This is a genomic window from Acidithiobacillus ferrooxidans ATCC 23270 (assembly GCF_000021485.1).
GTDB classification, from domain to species: Bacteria; Pseudomonadota; Gammaproteobacteria; order Acidithiobacillales; family Acidithiobacillaceae; genus Acidithiobacillus; species Acidithiobacillus ferrooxidans.
This window is the reverse complement of record NC_011761.1, coordinates 2,420,474-2,435,885: the sequence shown is the minus strand read 5'-3', so window position 1 is coordinate 2,435,885 and position 15,412 is coordinate 2,420,474. Positions and strand designations below refer to the sequence as shown.

Genomic DNA, 15,412 nt, shown 5'->3' with positions numbered 1-15,412 from the left:
CGCGCAGTTAGCTCAGATGGATAGAGCGTCGGCCTCCGAAGCCGAAGGTCACTGGTTCGACTCCAGTACTGCGCACCAACTCCCGCAAGGGTCCGGGATCGCATTCCGGGCCTTTTCTCTTTCCCGCCGTGGTGCAGACACCAAATTATCCATCCCGACGGAAAAGAAAAATTCTCCCGAATACATCGTTCCCGGTCAATTGATGAAAAATGGCGAAAAGAACGTGTCCAAGCAGATATACCCATGCAAGATAGGACATCAGCCGGTGATATAGCGAGATGCGGGTATATAATACAAAATCCGTCGAGTGCAGTCCAAGTATGGAATGTCCGCCGGGCAAAACAAAAAGCAGAATGGTTCCGGTCAATGCCATAAACGTAAACGATAATATACCAATTCCATGCCAAAATCCGGACAGGCCCACGGTATCGCCACCTTCCGGAAGCACATGTCTACCCAAGTTTCTGATATCTTTTACAACAAGTGATATGCCGGCACGGTTCCACGGAAATAGAACGGAAAACTGCGATGCGGTATATATCCATAACCACTCGACGAAAATGACCAACGCCGACAGTATGCCGACATACTCATGCAGGTATAAGAAAAACCTCGTCTGCGGATCATGGACCAATAAACCGATACACATCTGCAGCGTCAAGACAACGGCCATGGCCAGATGGATGATCTTGGTAGTGTTGTCAAAATCGTGTGCGCCGCCTTTGCGTGCAACGCTATGGTCGTTAAGCGCCATTCTTGTTGCTCCTCGCTGTCGACAAAATCAAGGTAACGGATACGAGTTTCCAGGGAGCCGCTCCTGTCGTATACGGGTCTATTTCGCTATTCCTTATGAATCATGACAGTCCAATCGAATTTTTAATCGCGTTCAGTGCGATCTGCGGGTCCTTTATATATTGCAAGCGAATACCAAGGTCATCTCCGAGAATGATGATCGAGCCATATTTGAGTTTTGACCCGAGCCAGCTCTGATCAACGTTTATATGGCGAATGGCCGAAGCGGGGATGATCGCCCTTATCGGTCGGATCAGTCCGTATCTGACCATCAATTGGTCATTGTCTGCAGCACAGTTTGTGGTAAAGGTGAGCGTGGCTATGTTGGCGGCATCAATAAACGCCAAAACGATGAATACTGCACCAATGACGATGAAAAATCCTGTGCCGAGCAATAAAAACGGAAAACTGCAGATAAACAGGATCAGCGAACCCAAATATGCCGACTGGGCGACGGTAACATCCGCCAACACCATGGCAGGGTTTGATTTCAGGTCATATTGCTGCCCAGGCATGCTTGACTCCCGTATCCAGTGGAATGATCAAAGGGTACCACCAACATCTGCTGCAATCTAACGATTTTCCGGATTCCGGTGGGCAACGAAGCCGCAGCAGGCATGGTACGTAAAAAATAAAAGCTCCCCTTCAGAGAAGGGGAGAAGCAGGAGGAACTCCGGTCAAAATGTGATTATGCGGGCATCGGCGTAAACGCTATACAATACCCGTCGGGTGCGACGGGTCCGGCTACCACCTTACAGCACTTCGGGGCAATAAAATTGGCGCAGACAGAGCACTGCGCCTTCCCCTTGGGGTGTGGCTGATATTGTACTTCCGCCTTGGGCGTGGTCCCCGGGCAATTACCCGCCGCATGGGCAGCGCCAATGGGGTTTACTCCGACCACCGTCCCCGCGGCCACGACGCCAGCCGTAATGGCGATACCTTTCAACATGTCACGACGGCTTATGTTCCCGGCCTTGGAATTTTCGGTTTCCTTCAGTTTCTCACTCATGATATCGCTCCTTCAGATGAACGGTTTTACAGCCTGCCTCACTACGATCAGCGAGATACCACCTCATATATCCAAATAACCTTCCATCACTTTACCCCCTTCCAGTATTCCTTCTTGAGAAAATAGGCCGCTATGGTAAAAAACGCCAGCAACCCAAGCACCCAGGGCCCGTCGTCGTGTCGTTGCACGACGGATGGATCGGACACGAATCTTAAAAATGCAACGATATCCGTGACCTGTTCCTTGAATTTCTGGGGAGATTCGTCTCCCGCACGAAGCAGTTTTCCCTGTTCATTGACGATCCCGCCATAGGGGGCAAGCACGTCCGGCATGGCCACATTGGGAAATACATGGTTGTTCCACCCCGACGGGCGCTTGGGATCCTGGTAAAAAGAGAGCAGATAAGTGTAGATCCAGTCCTGACCCTTGTAGCGGACCATCTGGCTGAGATCCGGCGGGGGAAGCCCGAACCATTTATGCGCCATCTGGGTCGGCATGGCGGATATCATGTTATCCTTGAATGCCGATCCTGTGGGTAACATGACCTGTTTTTGCACATCGGCTCTGGACATGCCCAGATCATGGGTCAAAAACTCGTAACGCATGAATTTTATGGAGTGACATGCCATGCAGTTGGTGGCAAATAACCTCGCGCCGCTGATGATGGTCTTTGCATTATAGGTATAATGCGGTGTCAATAATTGTGGCCCGTCGTCCGCGAATGCACCCGATGCGCTGCCAGCAAACAGTCCCAGGGCCATTCCTGCCCACACAACATACTTTTTCATAACTCCTCCTCTCTGCCCGAACTCAGTGGGCATGGAAACGGACGCGCGCCGGCGGTGTCCTGGTCGGTTCGAATTTGCTCACGAACGGCAGCAAAAGGAAGAACGCCACATAGATGAACGCCCCCAATCTTTCCGCGAAAAAATATTTCGGCAGCGGAGGCTGCTCTCCCAGATAGGCAAGCACGAAGAAGTTAATGAAAAATATGATCAGCAGGATACGGGTGACCGGACGATATCGCGTCGATTTCACCGGGTTTCTGTCCAGCCATGGGAGCACGAATGGGACCAGCACCGCGAACACCATTAACAGGATGCCGGCAGTCTTGTTGGGTATGGATCTCAGCATCGCGTAAAAGGGCGATAGATACCACGGCGGCGTGACATCCGGCAGACTTTTGAGCGGATTTGCCGGCGTGGACATGGTACGTTCCAGGAAAATATGATGAAACGTCGGCGCGTAGAAGATGATCGCGCCAAAGATGATCAGCCATACACCGAATCCAAACAAATCTTTTACGGAGTAGTAGGGGTGAAACGGAATGCCGTCCACGGGATGGCCATCAGGCCCTTTATTCGCCTTGATCTCGATGCCATCGGGATTGTTGGAACCGACTTTATGGAGATAAAGGATATGAAAAACGATCAGCCCGACGATGACCAGAAACACCAATGTAACGTGCAGCGCCATGAACCGGTCCAGCGTGTCGCCGCTCATGCCGGGCCCGCCGCGTACCAGGGTGGTAACCCAACCGCCGATAAACGGAATGGACTTCAATAAAGAAGTGATTACCGTGCCGGCCCAGTAGGAGAGGTTTGAATAAGGCAACACATATCCGAAGAATGCCTCCGCCATGAAAGCCAGATAGGTCGTATAGCCGATGATCCAGACGAGTTCCCGTGGTGATCGGTGGGAACCGTACAGCATGCCCCGTGCCATGTGCACATACAGCAGCACGAATATCAGCGATACGCCATCCACATGCATGTACTGCATGAGCCAGCCGTAATGCACGTCGTACATGATGCCATAAACGGAGTCGTATGCACCCTTGGCGGTAGGTATGTAATGCGCCAGCACCAGGAATCCCGACAGGAACTGCAGCACCACCATCAGCAAGAGCAACGACCCGGCGTAGTAGAAAATGTTGAAGTTCTTTGGCGCGTAGTATTCGGCCATGTGTTCCCGCCACATTTCGGGCAGCGGCGAACGTTTGACAAACCATTCTTTGAAACTCATATCAGCCTCCTTTATCGGCTACCTCGCTCAGCACAAATGGGCGAGCGGATACATTTTGGTGACAACGACGGTTTTCTTGGCCACATCGATGTCATATTCGGGAACCGCCATATTATGGGGAGCAGGTGATCCTTTGATTACGCGTGCCGAAAGATCGTACATGGAGCCATGGCAGGGGCAATGAAATCCGCCGAGCCACCACGGTGCGACACTGGCTTTTTTCGGCCGGTAATGCGGTATGCAACACAGGTGGTTGCAAATTTTTATACCCACATACCATTCCGGAACGCGTGACCGGTACTTGTTCTTGCAATAAGGCGGTTGTTGCGGAACGTTGCAGTTGGGGTCTTTCAATATGCCCTTCTGCTCCGCCTCATCCAGGGTGGCCAGCATTTCGGGTGTTCTGTTTACCACGATCACCGGCTTCTCCTGCCATAACGCCACCATTTGCATGCCGGGCTCGATGGGGCTCAGATCGATGGTGGTGGTGGCCAATGCCGCGGCTGCGGCTGTTGGGTCCAGTGATTTCACCATGGGTATTGCGATGGTGCCCGCCACCGCGGCGCCGGATACCGTGACCAGCGCCGTGAGAAAGCGCCGGCGGGTTACATTGGGAGCATGTTTGCTGTCTTGCGTTTCGTCTGACATGATATTGATTCCTGTCTGTTGTTTGATGGACTACACCGTAGAAGTTGCCAAATCCTTTTCCGTCCTGTCGTCCAGATCGGGATTGATGAAATTTTGGGCATAAAACAACTCGCCGTTATGACCCAGAACGTCACAATCCATTAATTGTGTATAGATACTGGTGATGGCTTCAGGCGGCGTATATCGCTTCATCGGCATGCCGGGATGCGTGAGCAGGCGCAGCCCCGTTCGGCACGGACCCGGGTCTACGATATTTACCCGAATAGGCGTGTTGGCATACTCTATCGCCCACATGCGGGCCATGTGCAATATGGCCGCCTTGCTCACGCCGTAGGCGCCCCAATAGCCCTTGGGCTTAACGCCGGACTCATCTGTGGTAAAAATAATGGAGGCGTATGGTGCCTCTTTCAGTAATGGGAGGCACTGCTGTGTCACCAGCAGTGGAGACTTTACGTTGACCTGAAATACATGGTCCCATAATGCCCCTTCATAGTTCTCCAGGGGGGTCAGCATTCCGAGTTCCGCGGCGTTGTGCACGATGCCGTTCAGTTGGGTGAACTCGCTGGAAATGGCGGCGCCTATGGTTTTGAACGCGTCGCTTGCCGGGTCGGCCAGATCCACCACGAGGATGGCCGGTTCGGCATAGCCATAGTCGGTGATTTCATCGTAGACGCCTTCCAGATTGCGCTTCGTTTTGCCCAACAGAACGACCGTAGCGCCTTGATGGGCATATTCGATGGCCACCGCCCTGCCGATGCCATCTCCCGCACCAGTCACGAGTATCGTTTTCCCGTCCAGGATGCCGTCGCCTTTCGCCTTGGTATAATCATTTTCCGTCATGGCGCTCACCGGGACCTTATGTAAGCGGCCAGTGCCGTGATTTGTTTCGGGTTCAGTCTGGAAGCCACGTATTGCATGATGCCCTTGTGGGTGGCGACCCGCTGCCCGGATTTGAAATAGGTGAGTTGATTGATCACATAGGTGCGTTTCTGCCCGGCCAGTCTGGGGAAATAAGGGGGCAGCCCGGCCAGTGTAGCGCCATGGCAGGCCATGCAGGCCGGCATGTGTTTGTCGGGCAGACCACCGAAGTACAGCTTTTTCCCTTCGGCCACGAGTTTGGGATCGTAAACGTGTCCCGACGCGGGTTTCTGGGAGGAAAAGTAGTCGGCGACCTGCTGCATCTGCGCGGCCGTCAGCGGAGCCGCCATCCCCCACATGATGGGTGATTGCGGGTCCGCGCGGACATGGGTTTTGAAGTGATCGAGCTGGCGCAAAAGGTAAGGCTTCCATTGCCCCGCCAGGTTCGGGAACATGCCCCCGTCAGCCGCTATGCCCTGCATGCCATGACAGGCCATGCAGGTGGATTGCACCACCGTGGGGATACCGCTTGCGGTGACGGATGCCGTCGCCGCGGTAGCACTGACCGCACTGGCCGTAGCCGCTGCGGGGGCGGCGGAGACCGTTTGGGCGAGAGGGGAGCCATAGGCCGCCGAAGCCATGACCATTGCCATAGAGAATAGTGGGATAACGGATAAACGCGGTTTTTTTTGTAGCATATGTGGCACCTTGGTTGTTAGGGCTGGCAACTATCAATCTCATTTTACCGCTTGTGGATAGTTATGGGCCGGTTGTAAATAAAAACCCTTATTACATATTCACAGGAAGGACCTCTCTAAGAGCATTATATAGATGATGTTTGTCAGCGCGCCATTCATATTTCTTGTGGGCCCATAGTCGCGCTTTGTGTGCGCATAACACCATGACGCAACAATTTATTTTGCAAACGCGCAACCGCGCCGGCACCATGCAACGGATTGCTGATCAACCCGGCACGCAACATGGTGCATGAATTATTATGGTGCAACGCGGAAACGCAAGGGTTTTTCCATATGCCCCGTTCCGTTAAAAGGCGAATCATCGACATAGAAACGGCTCCAGACGCTGAGTGGCTATTTTTTAGCGTGTTAGCATTCGCCAACCTGGTGATTAACTGATGGACATTCCCAAAAAAATCCGCCATGGCGGCGCCGATCTGCTTTTGCCGGAGGGGTAGGGTCATACAGCTACCCTGGGTATGCACTCCTCCACGGAGGTCTGCGCGGTTTCACCCAGCAGCGTGGCAAAAAGCTCCCGAACGCTTCTGATCTGTTGTCCGAAAGGGTAACTGTCCGGCGCCGCGAAAAAACAGTCCATGCTCTACGTCACCGCGTTGCGCAGCAGCGAGCTGCGCCTCGATGCAGAATTGTCCGGAAGATGAATGCCCATCCTTGAAACCACAATGAACCAAGCACTCCGTCTGGCTGGGGCACTGCGAGTGATCGGGGCTCGCGCAGGCGCGCAGCCTCCTCTCGCGTCCCAGGTAGCGGCGCAACCAGGGGGTAAGCACCGCGCGCGCGGGTAAACCCGCCGAACTCATGAATGTCACGAGATCTTTAGGCATCGCATCCGCCAGGACACGTTTGAAATTGATGTGTGCGTCGCCTTCGGTGGTTACGGCGAAGGGGGTGCCCAACTGGGCGCCGCTGCCGCCGAGAGAAAATATCTCCCGCATTTTCTGAAAGGAAGAGATCCCTCCGGCGGCGACGAGTGGAATCTGGTCGGCTTTCAGGCCTAATTCTTCGAACAGTTTGCGGATCGCGGGCAAAACATTGGCGAAACCATACCGGGAATCCGCAACGTCCTCCAGACGGGTGGCGCCCAGATGCCCGCCCGCGAACTGGGGGTTCTCGATGACGATGGCGTCCGGAAGGCGCTTCTGGCGCATCCAGCGGCGCACCACCACCTGCACGCCGCGCGCTTCCGAAAGGATCGGGATCAGTGCGACGTTGGGAAATTCCGCAGCCAGTGTGGGCAGATCCATGGGCAGACCCGCGCCCACGATCACCGCGTTCACCCCACTCCTGATGGCTTGAAGCACGTGCTCCCGATAGCCGGAAATGGCATGCATGACATTGACGGCAATGAACCCCTCCTTGCCGGCGATTCGCCGTGCTTCCTGAATCTCCCGATCCAGTGCGGTCAGGTTTGCCTGGGCCGAGGCTGCGGGGTCTCTCAGGCGTCGCAGGTGTCGCATCAGGTCCTCGTGCAATCGCCGCAACTCGACGCTGGCAATCGTTCCGACCGCCCCTTCCGCAGCCACCGCCCCAGCCAGGCTGTGTGCGGAAACACCAATACCCATACCCCCCTGTATCACCGGGAGTAGGGACCGTCCTTTGATCTTCAGGTATGGCAAGTCCATCTTAACCACCTCATCTGCGCCCGTGAGCCATCATGTTACTAAATACTTACACATCCGTTTATTGTTTGGTACGATGCAGGTGTACCGCTTTCTTGCATGAATGTCAACAACGCGATGAAGCATCCCGATAGCGCGCAGCCACCGATAAAGGAGAAATGGGGAAGGGGAGGACAGTCTTACGCTCGCAGCGCTATTCCCCCCTGGCAATAATGCTTGGTTTCCCCCAAAAACATATGACGAAAACCTTCCTGGAACACGGACGTACCCTAAAACGTCCATTTATCGCCGCAACAACTATTCTTATGGACCCGGTATTCATGGCCATTTTCATGGGCTTGGCCAACCGGGTTCTGGCGAGGTATCAAGCGGATTTCCTGCAGATGGAAGGGCGACGTATCGTGGTCGAGGTGTCCGACCTTGGGAAATCACTACGTTTGGTGATAAGGCAAGGAAGAATCGCCCCCACCCGTGCCGGTCCGGTCGATTTGCGCATCGCCGGAAATGCGAAAGATCTTTGCCGCCTCGCGCTACGTCTCGAAGATCCGGACACCCTGTTCTTCGCGCGCCGTCTGGTACTGGAAGGAGAAACATCCGTTGGACTCCAGCTCAAGAATATTCTGGATTCCATAGACCTGGACTGGCTGGCTCCGGTCGGTTACCTGCCTGCCCCGCTCGGCCCCCGAATACGACGGGCCATCGACCACGCCATCCGCAACACGCATGCCGACAGACGCCTGCACGACCTGCTGGACCGTGCGCTGCAGCCCTGACTAACGGCCCGACATCAGAGAGGATTTCACATGAACCACCGCAAACCCGAATTGGTCTGCCCCGCTGGGGGACTGCCTGCCCTGAAAGCCGCGGTCGATAATGGTGCAGACGCCGTATATATCGGCTTTCGCGACGATACCAATGCCCGCAATTTCCCGGGACTGAACTTTGGTCCGGAAGAGACCGCGCGAGGCATGGAATATGCGCATCGCGCCGGCAAAAAGGTGCTTCTCGCCATCAATACCTACCCACAGGCACATAACTGGGCGATCTGGACCACCGCGGTGGATCGCGCCGCGGAACTGGGGATAGATGCCGTGATCATGGCTGACCCGGGACTACTGCGTTATGCCGCAACCCATCACCCCAATCTCCGTTTGCATCTTTCCGTGCAGGCATCCGCCACCACTTACAAGGCCCTGGAGTTCTACCACCAGCGATTTGGCATTCAACGTGCCGTTCTGCCCAGGGTCCTGTCCTTGCAACAACTTTGGCACACCACAGCCAACAGCCCGGTGGAGATCGAGGTATTTGGCTATGGAAGCCTGTGCGTCATGGTGGAAGGCCGTTGCGCCTTGTCATCTTACATTACGGGACGCTCCCCGAATGCCAGCGGCGTTTGTTCCCCAGCGGAGTCCGTACGCTGGGAGGAGACGGCCCTGGGCCGCGAGTCTCGCCTGAACGGCGTATTGATCGACCGTCACGGCCTGAATGAGGCCGCTGGTTACCCCACTTTGTGCAAGGGGCGGTACTACACAGACGCCCAGGCCTATTACGCCATCGAGGAGCCTACCAGCCTGAACATACTGGATGTATTGCCGGATTTGTTGCACCACGGCATAGCCGCCATCAAGGTGGAAGGCCGGCAGCGAAGTCCGGCCTACGTGGCGTCCGTCGCCCGCGTTCTGCGCGAAGCCATAGATACCTGCGCCGCCGATCCTGCGCGATATCTGGTCAGAAACCAATGGACCGCGGTTCTCGATCGTCTTTCCGAAGGACAGACGCATACGCTCGGGGCCTATCACCGGCCCTGGCATTGATGTCCGTCCGGTATGCCCGCCTTCGTAATGGGTTTTTACACAACAAGACCGCGCCCTTCAATAAGGAGATACGGAGAATGAAGATCTCGCTAGGCCCGATTCACTATTACTGGTCGAAGGAAAACATAGAGCAGTTTTACCGGCGCGCAGAACATTGGCCGGTGGACATCGTTTATCTGGGCGAGACCGTGTGCGCAAAACGACGCGCCCTGCGCAGCGCCGACTGGCTCGACATCGCGGCGCGTCTGACCGATGCAGGCAAGGAGGTCGTGCTGTCCACACTGGCCCTTCTGGAAGCCAATTCAGACCTTCTGCAACTGGAAAGGATTTGTGCGAATACCCATTACCTGGTGGAAGCCAACGACATGTCGGCGGTTCATCTGCTGGCGGGGCGGGGTCCCTTCGTCATCGGACCCCATATCAATTGTTATAACGCCGAAACCTTGTCGCTCCTGGCCGATCTGGGAGGCAGGCGATGGATTCCTCCGGTGGAGTTGCCGGCCACGACCATCGCCATGTTACAAAACACGCGTCCTGAGACCATGGAAACCGAGGCGTTTGCCTATGGTTATCTGCCTCTGTCATTTTCCGCCCGCTGTTTCACCGCCCGGGCGGATAACGTCGGTAAGGATGCGTGTGAACTGCGATGCATAAAGGATCCGGAGGGGCGTGCGCTATTCACCCAGGAGCAGGAACGCCTGTTTACCATCAATGGCATTCAGCTTCAGTCCGGCATTCCGTGCAACCTCTTGAATGAGACGGTGGCCATGTCGGAAATGGGCATGGACATCGTCCGCATATCCCCGCAACTTACCGCCACCGAGTCCGTCATACGGGCATTCCATGCGGTGTTGAATGGAGAAATCAGCCCCCCCGTTGAATATGGCTCGCCAGCCTGTAACGGCTATTGGTACGGCAAACCCGGCATGCAGTTCAGCCCTGTGCAGGGACATTGAGGAAGGAGGGGTTATGGATAAGCTGTTATGGGGAGATAGCGGGCTTCGGGATGCCGCAGATAATATCATTCTCGATGCGCATCAGATGATCGTTACGCGCATGGAATCGCTACCAATGTTACGTTTTTATGAAAATGGCCACGCGGTGGCCCTGGGCGCCTTCGAGGACAAGGACTTTGCCGTGCGAACGGCTTATTGTCGGGCCAGGTCCATCCCGGTTATCCGCCGTATAACAGGGGGCGGGACAGCATATCTGTATCCTGACCAGGTTGCCTGGAGCCTGACCATACAGGCGCAGGAGTTCAGTATGGCGCAATGGCTGGAAAGGCTTTGCATGGCGGTTTGCAACGGCCTGAGCAGTAGCGGATACGAAAATGTCTATTTCCATAAACCAAACGATATCTACGCAAACAACAGAAAGCTGGGCAGCGTCTACGTCGGAATGCAAGATGATGTCATCGTCGCGAATGGCACGCTATACAGATCCTTGGACATCAGTACGATGCTTCGCGCATTGCGCGTGCCAAAAGAGAAGCTGACAGTGGACGGCATACATACAGCCGGTCTCCACTTCACTACGCTACAAAACCAGAGCGCGGCGGATCTGGTAAATCTGAAGGAATCCCTGGCACGGTTCATGGCACAAATGTGCAACTTGGAAACCCTCGTACATACGCCGTGGATAGACAGCGTATCCCACAGCCCGCGTGGCGGTCATGAGCAATTTCCTGAACCAGATCACGGCCGCACTTATAGTGGCTTTCTGGCGACATCCGGTGGCGTACTCCACGGCAGCATCACACTGGACGACGAGCTCAGAATATCTTCCGCAAAAATTGGTGGCAATGTTTACGTCAGGCCACACCACCTGTTTAAAAAAATTCAGTCTGTATGGTACGGCGCGTCGGAAAGTGAAATATCACAGCGCATGGAAAGCCTCCTTTATGATCTACGGTGGGAGATGTCCGGATTCAGTCCCGGCCATGTCATCAAGTTATTTCACAGACTGTTCGAGCGCAACAGGATAGCTCAACAACTTGCCATAACGGCATCTGCAGCCAATTCGTTCATGGTCCATGACCCTGACGGAGATATGGACGCCATGGAAATCGCCGCGCAGGCGGAGGCGGTGCTGGTGCCATACTGCGCCAAGCCGGCATGGTGCAAATGGCGGCATAAGGATGGATGCTCCCGCTGCGGAAAATGCGACGTCGGTGATATATACGACCTGGCCGGAAGGCAGGGATTAAAGGTCACCACCGTAAAAAACTTTGAGCATCTGGAGCAGACACTGAAAACGCTCAAGCTACAAGATACCCGATGCTATATCGGAATGTGCTGCAATAATTTTTATATCAAGCATGAAGACGCGTTCAGGGCGGCAGGTATTCCGGCATTGTTGCTGGATATAGCGGGTGCCAACTGTTATGACCTCCTGCAGGAGCAGGCGGCATATTCCGGTAAATTCATTGCCGAATCCGCAATAGATCTGGAAGTGGCGGCAAAGGTGATCCATATCGCGCATCAGAGCAACGCCTGTCATTAGCCCGCGGCCTATCTCACCGAGATGTCGGGCACGTATCCACGCAACTCATCGAGCAGTTCATGGTCGATCGGCGCGTAGCTGGTCACCAGATCCCCATTCACGCATCCTGCCGGGTTGAAGGATTGCAGTACCCAGCGGGAAACTCCCAGAAGCTCCAGCCAGCGCGCTATCGCGATCAGGTCCGCAGTGTCGAGTATGGCCGGGTGTACCGTGGTTCTGATTTCATAAGCCACATTGCCGGACAACAACCATTCCATGGAGTCCCGCACCCGGACCTCGCTTCCCGGTACGCCGGTGACGGCGGCATAACGGGCGGGGGGCGCCTTGACATCAAAGCCTACCCAATCGACATAAGGCAGCATTTGCGAAAAGTTGTAGGGATATATTCCGGATGTGTGCAGGGCGGTGCCAAATCCCAGCGCCCGCACCTGCCGAAGTGCCGCCCGTAACGATTTATGAGCGGTGGGTTCGCCGCCACAAAACGCCACCGCATCCAGTAATCCCGCTCGGGTGGCCAGCCAGGCCATGATGGCCGGCCATGATATACCGGAGTGGCCACGCCCCGGCTGCAGATGCGGATTATGGCAGTAGCGGCAGCGGCATGGGCAGCCCTGCGTGTATAGCACGGCACATAAATGTCCGGGATAATCCACCGTACTGAACCGCGCGAAACCGCCCAATGGTGGTAGGGGTTGTAACCCGATGTCCACCGTGGTGGCTGCTTCGCTCATCGCCGCGTCAATGCACCGGCCGCGACACGACCGTATCCGGCTTCCCGGTCTCCACAAAGCATTTGCGCTCCGAATGCTCGCTTTGCTTGCCTATATTGAAAGAAGAAGTCGGTCGGTGGTAACCCATGACCCGCGTCCAAACCTCGCAGGGTTGTCTTTCGTCATCCGCCAGTTCCATTTCAAGAGGATTTTGGTTCGTCATTTCAGGATACATGATGTTCTCCTTTCTCGGTTCAGGCGGAATGCCGCCGTTTTTCAGCAAGTCGTTCTTCATCACAGATCGGACAGAATGGATGTTCTCCCGATAGATATCCGTGCACCGGGCAGATGGAAAAGGTCGGCGTCACCGTAATGTAGGGCAGGCGAAAACGTTCCAGTGCGCGGCGCACCAGGCGCTTGCAGGCTTCGGTGCTGGAGACGCGATCCCCCATATACAGGTGAAGAACGGTTCCGCCGGTGTATTTCGCCTGTAACGCCTCCTGGCGTTCCATGGCCTCGAAAGGGTCGTCCGTAAAGCCTACGGGCAGTTGTGATGAATTGGTGTAGTACGGCTTATCCGGGAGACCTGCCTGTAAAATATCGGGAAAGCGCTTCCGATCCTCTTTGGCGAAACGATAGGTGGTGCCTTCCGCAGGGGTTGCCTCGAGGTTGTACATGTGGCCGGTTTCTTCCTGAAAAGCCACCATGCGTTCTCTGATATGGTCGAGAAAACGAACGGCGAGGGCATATCCGGCAGGGGTGGTGATGTTTTCGCGGTCATCGGTGAAGTTGCGGATCATTTCATGGATCCCATTCACGCCTATGGTGGAGAAATGGTTGCGTAAGGTACCCAGATAGCGCTTGGAGTACGGGAAAAGACCGGTGTCCATTTGTCTCTGGATGACTTTGCGTTTGATCTCCAGACTTTCTTTCGCCATTTCCGTGAGCGCGTCCAGGCGACGGAAAAGACCTTCCGAATCGTTTTTATGGAGATAGCCCAGCCTGGCACAATTGATGGTCACCACGCCGATGGAACCGGTCTGTTCCGAGGACCCGAAAAGACCATTCCCACGTTTGAGCAGTTCACGCAGGTCGAGCTGCAGGCGACAACACATGGAGCGCACCATGTTGGGCTGCAACTCGGAATTGATAAAATTCTGAAAGTAGGGCAGGCCGTATTTGGCAGTCATGGCGAACAGCCTTTCGGCATTCTCCGAATCCCACGGAAAATCAGACGTTATGTTGTAGGTGGGTATGGGAAAAGTAAAAACCCGTCCCCTGGCGTCGCCTTCGCTCATGACCTCGATATAAGCCTGATTGATCAGTTCCATTTCGGCCTGCAGATCGCCGTAACGGAAAGGCATCTCCTCTCCGCCGATGACGGGAACCTGTTCCTTCAGATCGTCAGGGCAAACCCAATCGAAGGTGACATTCGTGAACGGCGTCTGGCCACCCCAGCGCGAAGGGACATTCAGGTTATAGATGAATTCCTGGATGTTTTGGCGAATCTCGCGGTAGGACAAGCCATCCTTGCGGACGAACGGCGCCAGATAGGTATCAAAGGAGCTGAAGGCCTGTGCGCCTGCCCATTCGTTCTGCAGGGTGCCGAGGAAGTTGACCATCTGCCCGACGGCGCTCGACAGGTGACGCGGCGGTGCCGCCTCCACCTTTCCCGGTACGCCGTTAAAACCCTCCTGCAAAAGGGTGCGGAGGGACCATCCGGCACAATAACCGGCCAACATGTCGAGATCATGGATATGCAGGTCGGCCTCGCGGTGGGCGGCACCGATTTTTTCGGGATAGACATGGCTCAGCCAGTAGTTCGCGGTGACTTTCCCGGCAATGTTCAGGATCAGGCCCCCCAGGGAATAACCCTGGTTGGCATTGGCGTTGATCCGCCAATCCTCCCGATCCAGGTACTCATTCACGGAAGTGATGGCGTCTACCATCGCCTGGCGATCCCCGCGCAATCGCTTTGGATCAAAAGGTACCCTTGCGCCGTTTCGCTGCAACACCGAAGAATCGTTCATCGCCATATTCTCCCGACCGGCACCGAACCGGCGCTGTCGCGTCTCGGAACGGTAGAACACAATATATAGACATCTCAATAGATAATTTAGCACATATATTGGGTTCGTCAACAGCAAAGTGGAACTGGAATCATCCCCAGGGTCAGCAGGTGTACAATGGTTCCGCAACGGAGAACGGACATGCAGAATGAACTTTGGCTGGCTCAGGCGATTCTGGCTTTTCATATCCTGATCATCGCCTTCAACGTCTTTGGCCTGATCGCCATCCCGCTGGGTGCCTGGCGGGGTTGGCGGTGGGTCCGCATCTTCTGGTGGCGGGCCCTCCACCTCGCGGCGCTCCTGGTGGTGGCCGTACAGGCGTTGCTGGGCACTGCCTGCTTTCTGACCATCTGGCAGAGCGAACTGCAGGAAGCGGCAGGGCGGCGGGGCTACCGTCTGCCCCTGATCCAGACCTGGATCGACCATCTGCTGTTCTGGCACCTGCCCATGTCTTTTTTCACCTCGATCTATGTCCTGGTCTGGATCGGCGTGCTGCTGCTGTGGTGGAAGGTGCCGCCCGTCCTGCCCTGGCGCAGGCCATGAAGAATGAACCCGGAATGGAGCTGATGCCTCTTATGCCGGATAAGGTATGATGCTCCATTCGCATA

The 15,412-nt window shown here is 55.3% G+C and carries 18 protein-coding genes and 1 tRNA gene; 6 read left to right on the top strand and 13 right to left on the bottom strand.

The window, feature by feature from the left end:
* The first annotated feature begins 1 nt into the window (after position 1).
* Positions 2-78, top strand: a tRNA-Arg gene (locus AFE_RS12555).
* Positions 79-145: 67 nt separating this feature from the next.
* Here AFE_RS12555 and AFE_RS12550 read toward each other — a convergent pair.
* The 10 genes from AFE_RS12550 to AFE_RS12505 form a co-directional block, all read right to left on the bottom strand.
* Positions 146-754 (bottom strand): cytochrome b/b6 domain-containing protein, encoded by a 609-nt coding sequence (locus tag AFE_RS12550; protein WP_009561096.1) that lies wholly within the window; start codon positions 752-754, stop codon positions 146-148.
* A 100-nt stretch (positions 755-854) separates the two neighbouring features.
* Entirely contained in the window at positions 855-1,307 is a 453-nt protein-coding gene (locus AFE_RS12545; RefSeq protein ID WP_009561095.1) for a PH domain-containing protein, read from the bottom strand.
* 173 nt (positions 1,308-1,480) lie between these two features.
* The gene (gene iro / locus AFE_RS12540; RefSeq protein ID WP_009564698.1) at positions 1,481-1,801 is read right to left on the bottom strand and encodes an iron oxidase; all 321 of its coding nucleotides are present in this window, start codon (positions 1,799-1,801) and stop codon (positions 1,481-1,483) included.
* Between the two features lie 86 nt (positions 1,802-1,887).
* Positions 1,888-2,589 carry a cytochrome c1 gene (locus tag AFE_RS12535; protein WP_012537363.1) on the bottom strand — a complete coding sequence of 234 codons (702 nt, stop codon included), beginning with the start codon at positions 2,587-2,589 and terminating at the stop codon, positions 1,888-1,890.
* 22 nt (positions 2,590-2,611) lie between these two features.
* Positions 2,612-3,826, bottom strand: a complete 1,215-nt coding sequence (locus AFE_RS12530) for a cytochrome b (protein ID WP_012537362.1) — start codon at positions 3,824-3,826, stop codon at positions 2,612-2,614.
* Positions 3,827-3,853: 27 nt separating this feature from the next.
* Positions 3,854-4,474 (bottom strand): ubiquinol-cytochrome c reductase iron-sulfur subunit, encoded by a 621-nt coding sequence (gene petA / locus AFE_RS12525; protein ID WP_012537361.1) that lies wholly within the window; start codon positions 4,472-4,474, stop codon positions 3,854-3,856.
* A gap of 30 nt (positions 4,475-4,504) precedes the next feature.
* On the bottom strand, positions 4,505-5,314 hold the full coding sequence (locus AFE_RS12520; protein WP_012537360.1) for an SDR family NAD(P)-dependent oxidoreductase: 810 nt from the start codon (positions 5,312-5,314) through the stop codon (positions 4,505-4,507).
* A gap of 5 nt (positions 5,315-5,319) precedes the next feature.
* A complete protein-coding gene (locus tag AFE_RS12515; protein WP_049759485.1) occupies positions 5,320-6,030 on the bottom strand; it encodes a c-type cytochrome in 711 nt (236 codons plus the stop codon).
* A 155-nt stretch (positions 6,031-6,185) separates the two neighbouring features.
* Positions 6,186-6,533, bottom strand: a complete 348-nt coding sequence (locus AFE_RS12510; RefSeq protein ID WP_012537358.1) for a hypothetical protein — start codon at positions 6,531-6,533, stop codon at positions 6,186-6,188.
* A gap of 45 nt (positions 6,534-6,578) precedes the next feature.
* The gene (locus tag AFE_RS12505) at positions 6,579-7,712 is read right to left on the bottom strand and encodes an NAD(P)H-dependent flavin oxidoreductase (RefSeq protein ID WP_236608966.1); all 1,134 of its coding nucleotides are present in this window, start codon (positions 7,710-7,712) and stop codon (positions 6,579-6,581) included.
* 317 nt (positions 7,713-8,029) lie between these two features.
* On the opposite strand from AFE_RS12505, the gene ubiT reads away from it, so the two are divergent.
* From ubiT to AFE_RS12485, 4 genes are all read left to right on the top strand, one after another.
* Entirely contained in the window at positions 8,030-8,482 is a 453-nt protein-coding gene (gene ubiT / locus AFE_RS12500) for a ubiquinone anaerobic biosynthesis accessory factor UbiT (protein ID WP_226833922.1), read from the top strand.
* A 30-nt stretch (positions 8,483-8,512) separates the two neighbouring features.
* Positions 8,513-9,523 carry a ubiquinone anaerobic biosynthesis protein UbiU gene (ubiU, locus tag AFE_RS12495; RefSeq protein ID WP_012537356.1) on the top strand — a complete coding sequence of 337 codons (1,011 nt, stop codon included), beginning with the start codon at positions 8,513-8,515 and terminating at the stop codon, positions 9,521-9,523.
* Positions 9,524-9,600: 77 nt separating this feature from the next.
* Positions 9,601-10,479, top strand: a complete 879-nt coding sequence (locus tag AFE_RS12490) for a U32 family peptidase (protein WP_012537355.1) — start codon at positions 9,601-9,603, stop codon at positions 10,477-10,479.
* 13 nt (positions 10,480-10,492) lie between these two features.
* Positions 10,493-12,025, top strand: coding sequence for a lipoyl protein ligase domain-containing protein (locus AFE_RS12485; protein ID WP_012537354.1), 1,533 nt, complete (start codon positions 10,493-10,495; stop codon positions 12,023-12,025).
* Positions 12,026-12,033: 8 nt separating this feature from the next.
* On the opposite strand, the gene AFE_RS12480 is transcribed toward AFE_RS12485, so the two are convergent.
* From AFE_RS12480 to AFE_RS12470, 3 genes are read right to left on the bottom strand one after another with little or no spacing between them, the layout of a single operon-like run.
* Complete coding sequence (locus AFE_RS12480; RefSeq protein WP_012537353.1) at positions 12,034-12,756, bottom strand: anaerobic ribonucleoside-triphosphate reductase activating protein; 723 nt, start codon at positions 12,754-12,756, stop codon at positions 12,034-12,036.
* 7 nt (positions 12,757-12,763) lie between these two features.
* Positions 12,764-13,018 (bottom strand): anaerobic ribonucleoside-triphosphate reductase, encoded by a 255-nt coding sequence (gene nrdD / locus AFE_RS12475; RefSeq protein WP_226833920.1) that lies wholly within the window; start codon positions 13,016-13,018, stop codon positions 12,764-12,766.
* On the bottom strand, positions 12,990-14,765 hold the full coding sequence (locus AFE_RS12470; protein WP_012537352.1) for a ribonucleoside triphosphate reductase: 1,776 nt from the start codon (positions 14,763-14,765) through the stop codon (positions 12,990-12,992). The genes nrdD and AFE_RS12470 overlap by 29 nt, the downstream gene beginning before the upstream one ends.
* Before the next feature lie 180 nt (positions 14,766-14,945).
* On the opposite strand from AFE_RS12470, the gene AFE_RS12465 reads away from it, so the two are divergent.
* The gene (locus AFE_RS12465) at positions 14,946-15,347 is read left to right on the top strand and encodes a DUF2784 domain-containing protein (protein ID WP_009569596.1); all 402 of its coding nucleotides are present in this window, start codon (positions 14,946-14,948) and stop codon (positions 15,345-15,347) included.
* The last annotated feature ends 65 nt before the right edge of the window (positions 15,348-15,412 follow it).

Bases quoted from the DNA above. Each gene is read 5' to 3' on its own strand.
- AFE_RS12545 (WP_009561095.1), bottom strand. From the start codon at position 1,307: ATGCCTGGGCAGCAATATGACCTGAAATCAAACCCTGCCATGGTGTTG.
- AFE_RS12490 (WP_012537355.1), top strand. From the start codon at position 9,601: ATGAAGATCTCGCTAGGCCCGATTCACTATTACTGGTCGAAGGAAAAC.
- AFE_RS12505 (WP_236608966.1), bottom strand. From the start codon at position 7,712: ATGGACTTGCCATACCTGAAGATCAAAGGACGGTCCCTACTCCCGGTG.
- AFE_RS12480 (WP_012537353.1), bottom strand. From the start codon at position 12,756: ATGAGCGAAGCAGCCACCACGGTGGACATCGGGTTACAACCCCTACCA.
- AFE_RS12470 (WP_012537352.1), bottom strand. From the start codon at position 14,765: ATGAACGATTCTTCGGTGTTGCAGCGAAACGGCGCAAGGGTACCTTTT.
- petA (WP_012537361.1), bottom strand. From the start codon at position 4,474: ATGTCAGACGAAACGCAAGACAGCAAACATGCTCCCAATGTAACCCGC.
- iro (WP_009564698.1), bottom strand. From the start codon at position 1,801: ATGAGTGAGAAACTGAAGGAAACCGAAAATTCCAAGGCCGGGAACATA.
- AFE_RS12485 (WP_012537354.1), top strand. From the start codon at position 10,493: ATGGATAAGCTGTTATGGGGAGATAGCGGGCTTCGGGATGCCGCAGAT.
- AFE_RS12535 (WP_012537363.1), bottom strand. From the start codon at position 2,589: ATGAAAAAGTATGTTGTGTGGGCAGGAATGGCCCTGGGACTGTTTGCT.
- AFE_RS12465 (WP_009569596.1), top strand. From the start codon at position 14,946: ATGCAGAATGAACTTTGGCTGGCTCAGGCGATTCTGGCTTTTCATATC.
- AFE_RS12550 (WP_009561096.1), bottom strand. From the start codon at position 754: ATGGCGCTTAACGACCATAGCGTTGCACGCAAAGGCGGCGCACACGAT.
- ubiU (WP_012537356.1), top strand. From the start codon at position 8,513: ATGAACCACCGCAAACCCGAATTGGTCTGCCCCGCTGGGGGACTGCCT.
- AFE_RS12520 (WP_012537360.1), bottom strand. From the start codon at position 5,314: ATGACGGAAAATGATTATACCAAGGCGAAAGGCGACGGCATCCTGGAC.
- AFE_RS12510 (WP_012537358.1), bottom strand. From the start codon at position 6,533: ATGACCCTACCCCTCCGGCAAAAGCAGATCGGCGCCGCCATGGCGGAT.
- AFE_RS12515 (WP_049759485.1), bottom strand. From the start codon at position 6,030: ATGCTACAAAAAAAACCGCGTTTATCCGTTATCCCACTATTCTCTATG.
- AFE_RS12530 (WP_012537362.1), bottom strand. From the start codon at position 3,826: ATGAGTTTCAAAGAATGGTTTGTCAAACGTTCGCCGCTGCCCGAAATG.
- ubiT (WP_226833922.1), top strand. From the start codon at position 8,030: ATGGCCATTTTCATGGGCTTGGCCAACCGGGTTCTGGCGAGGTATCAA.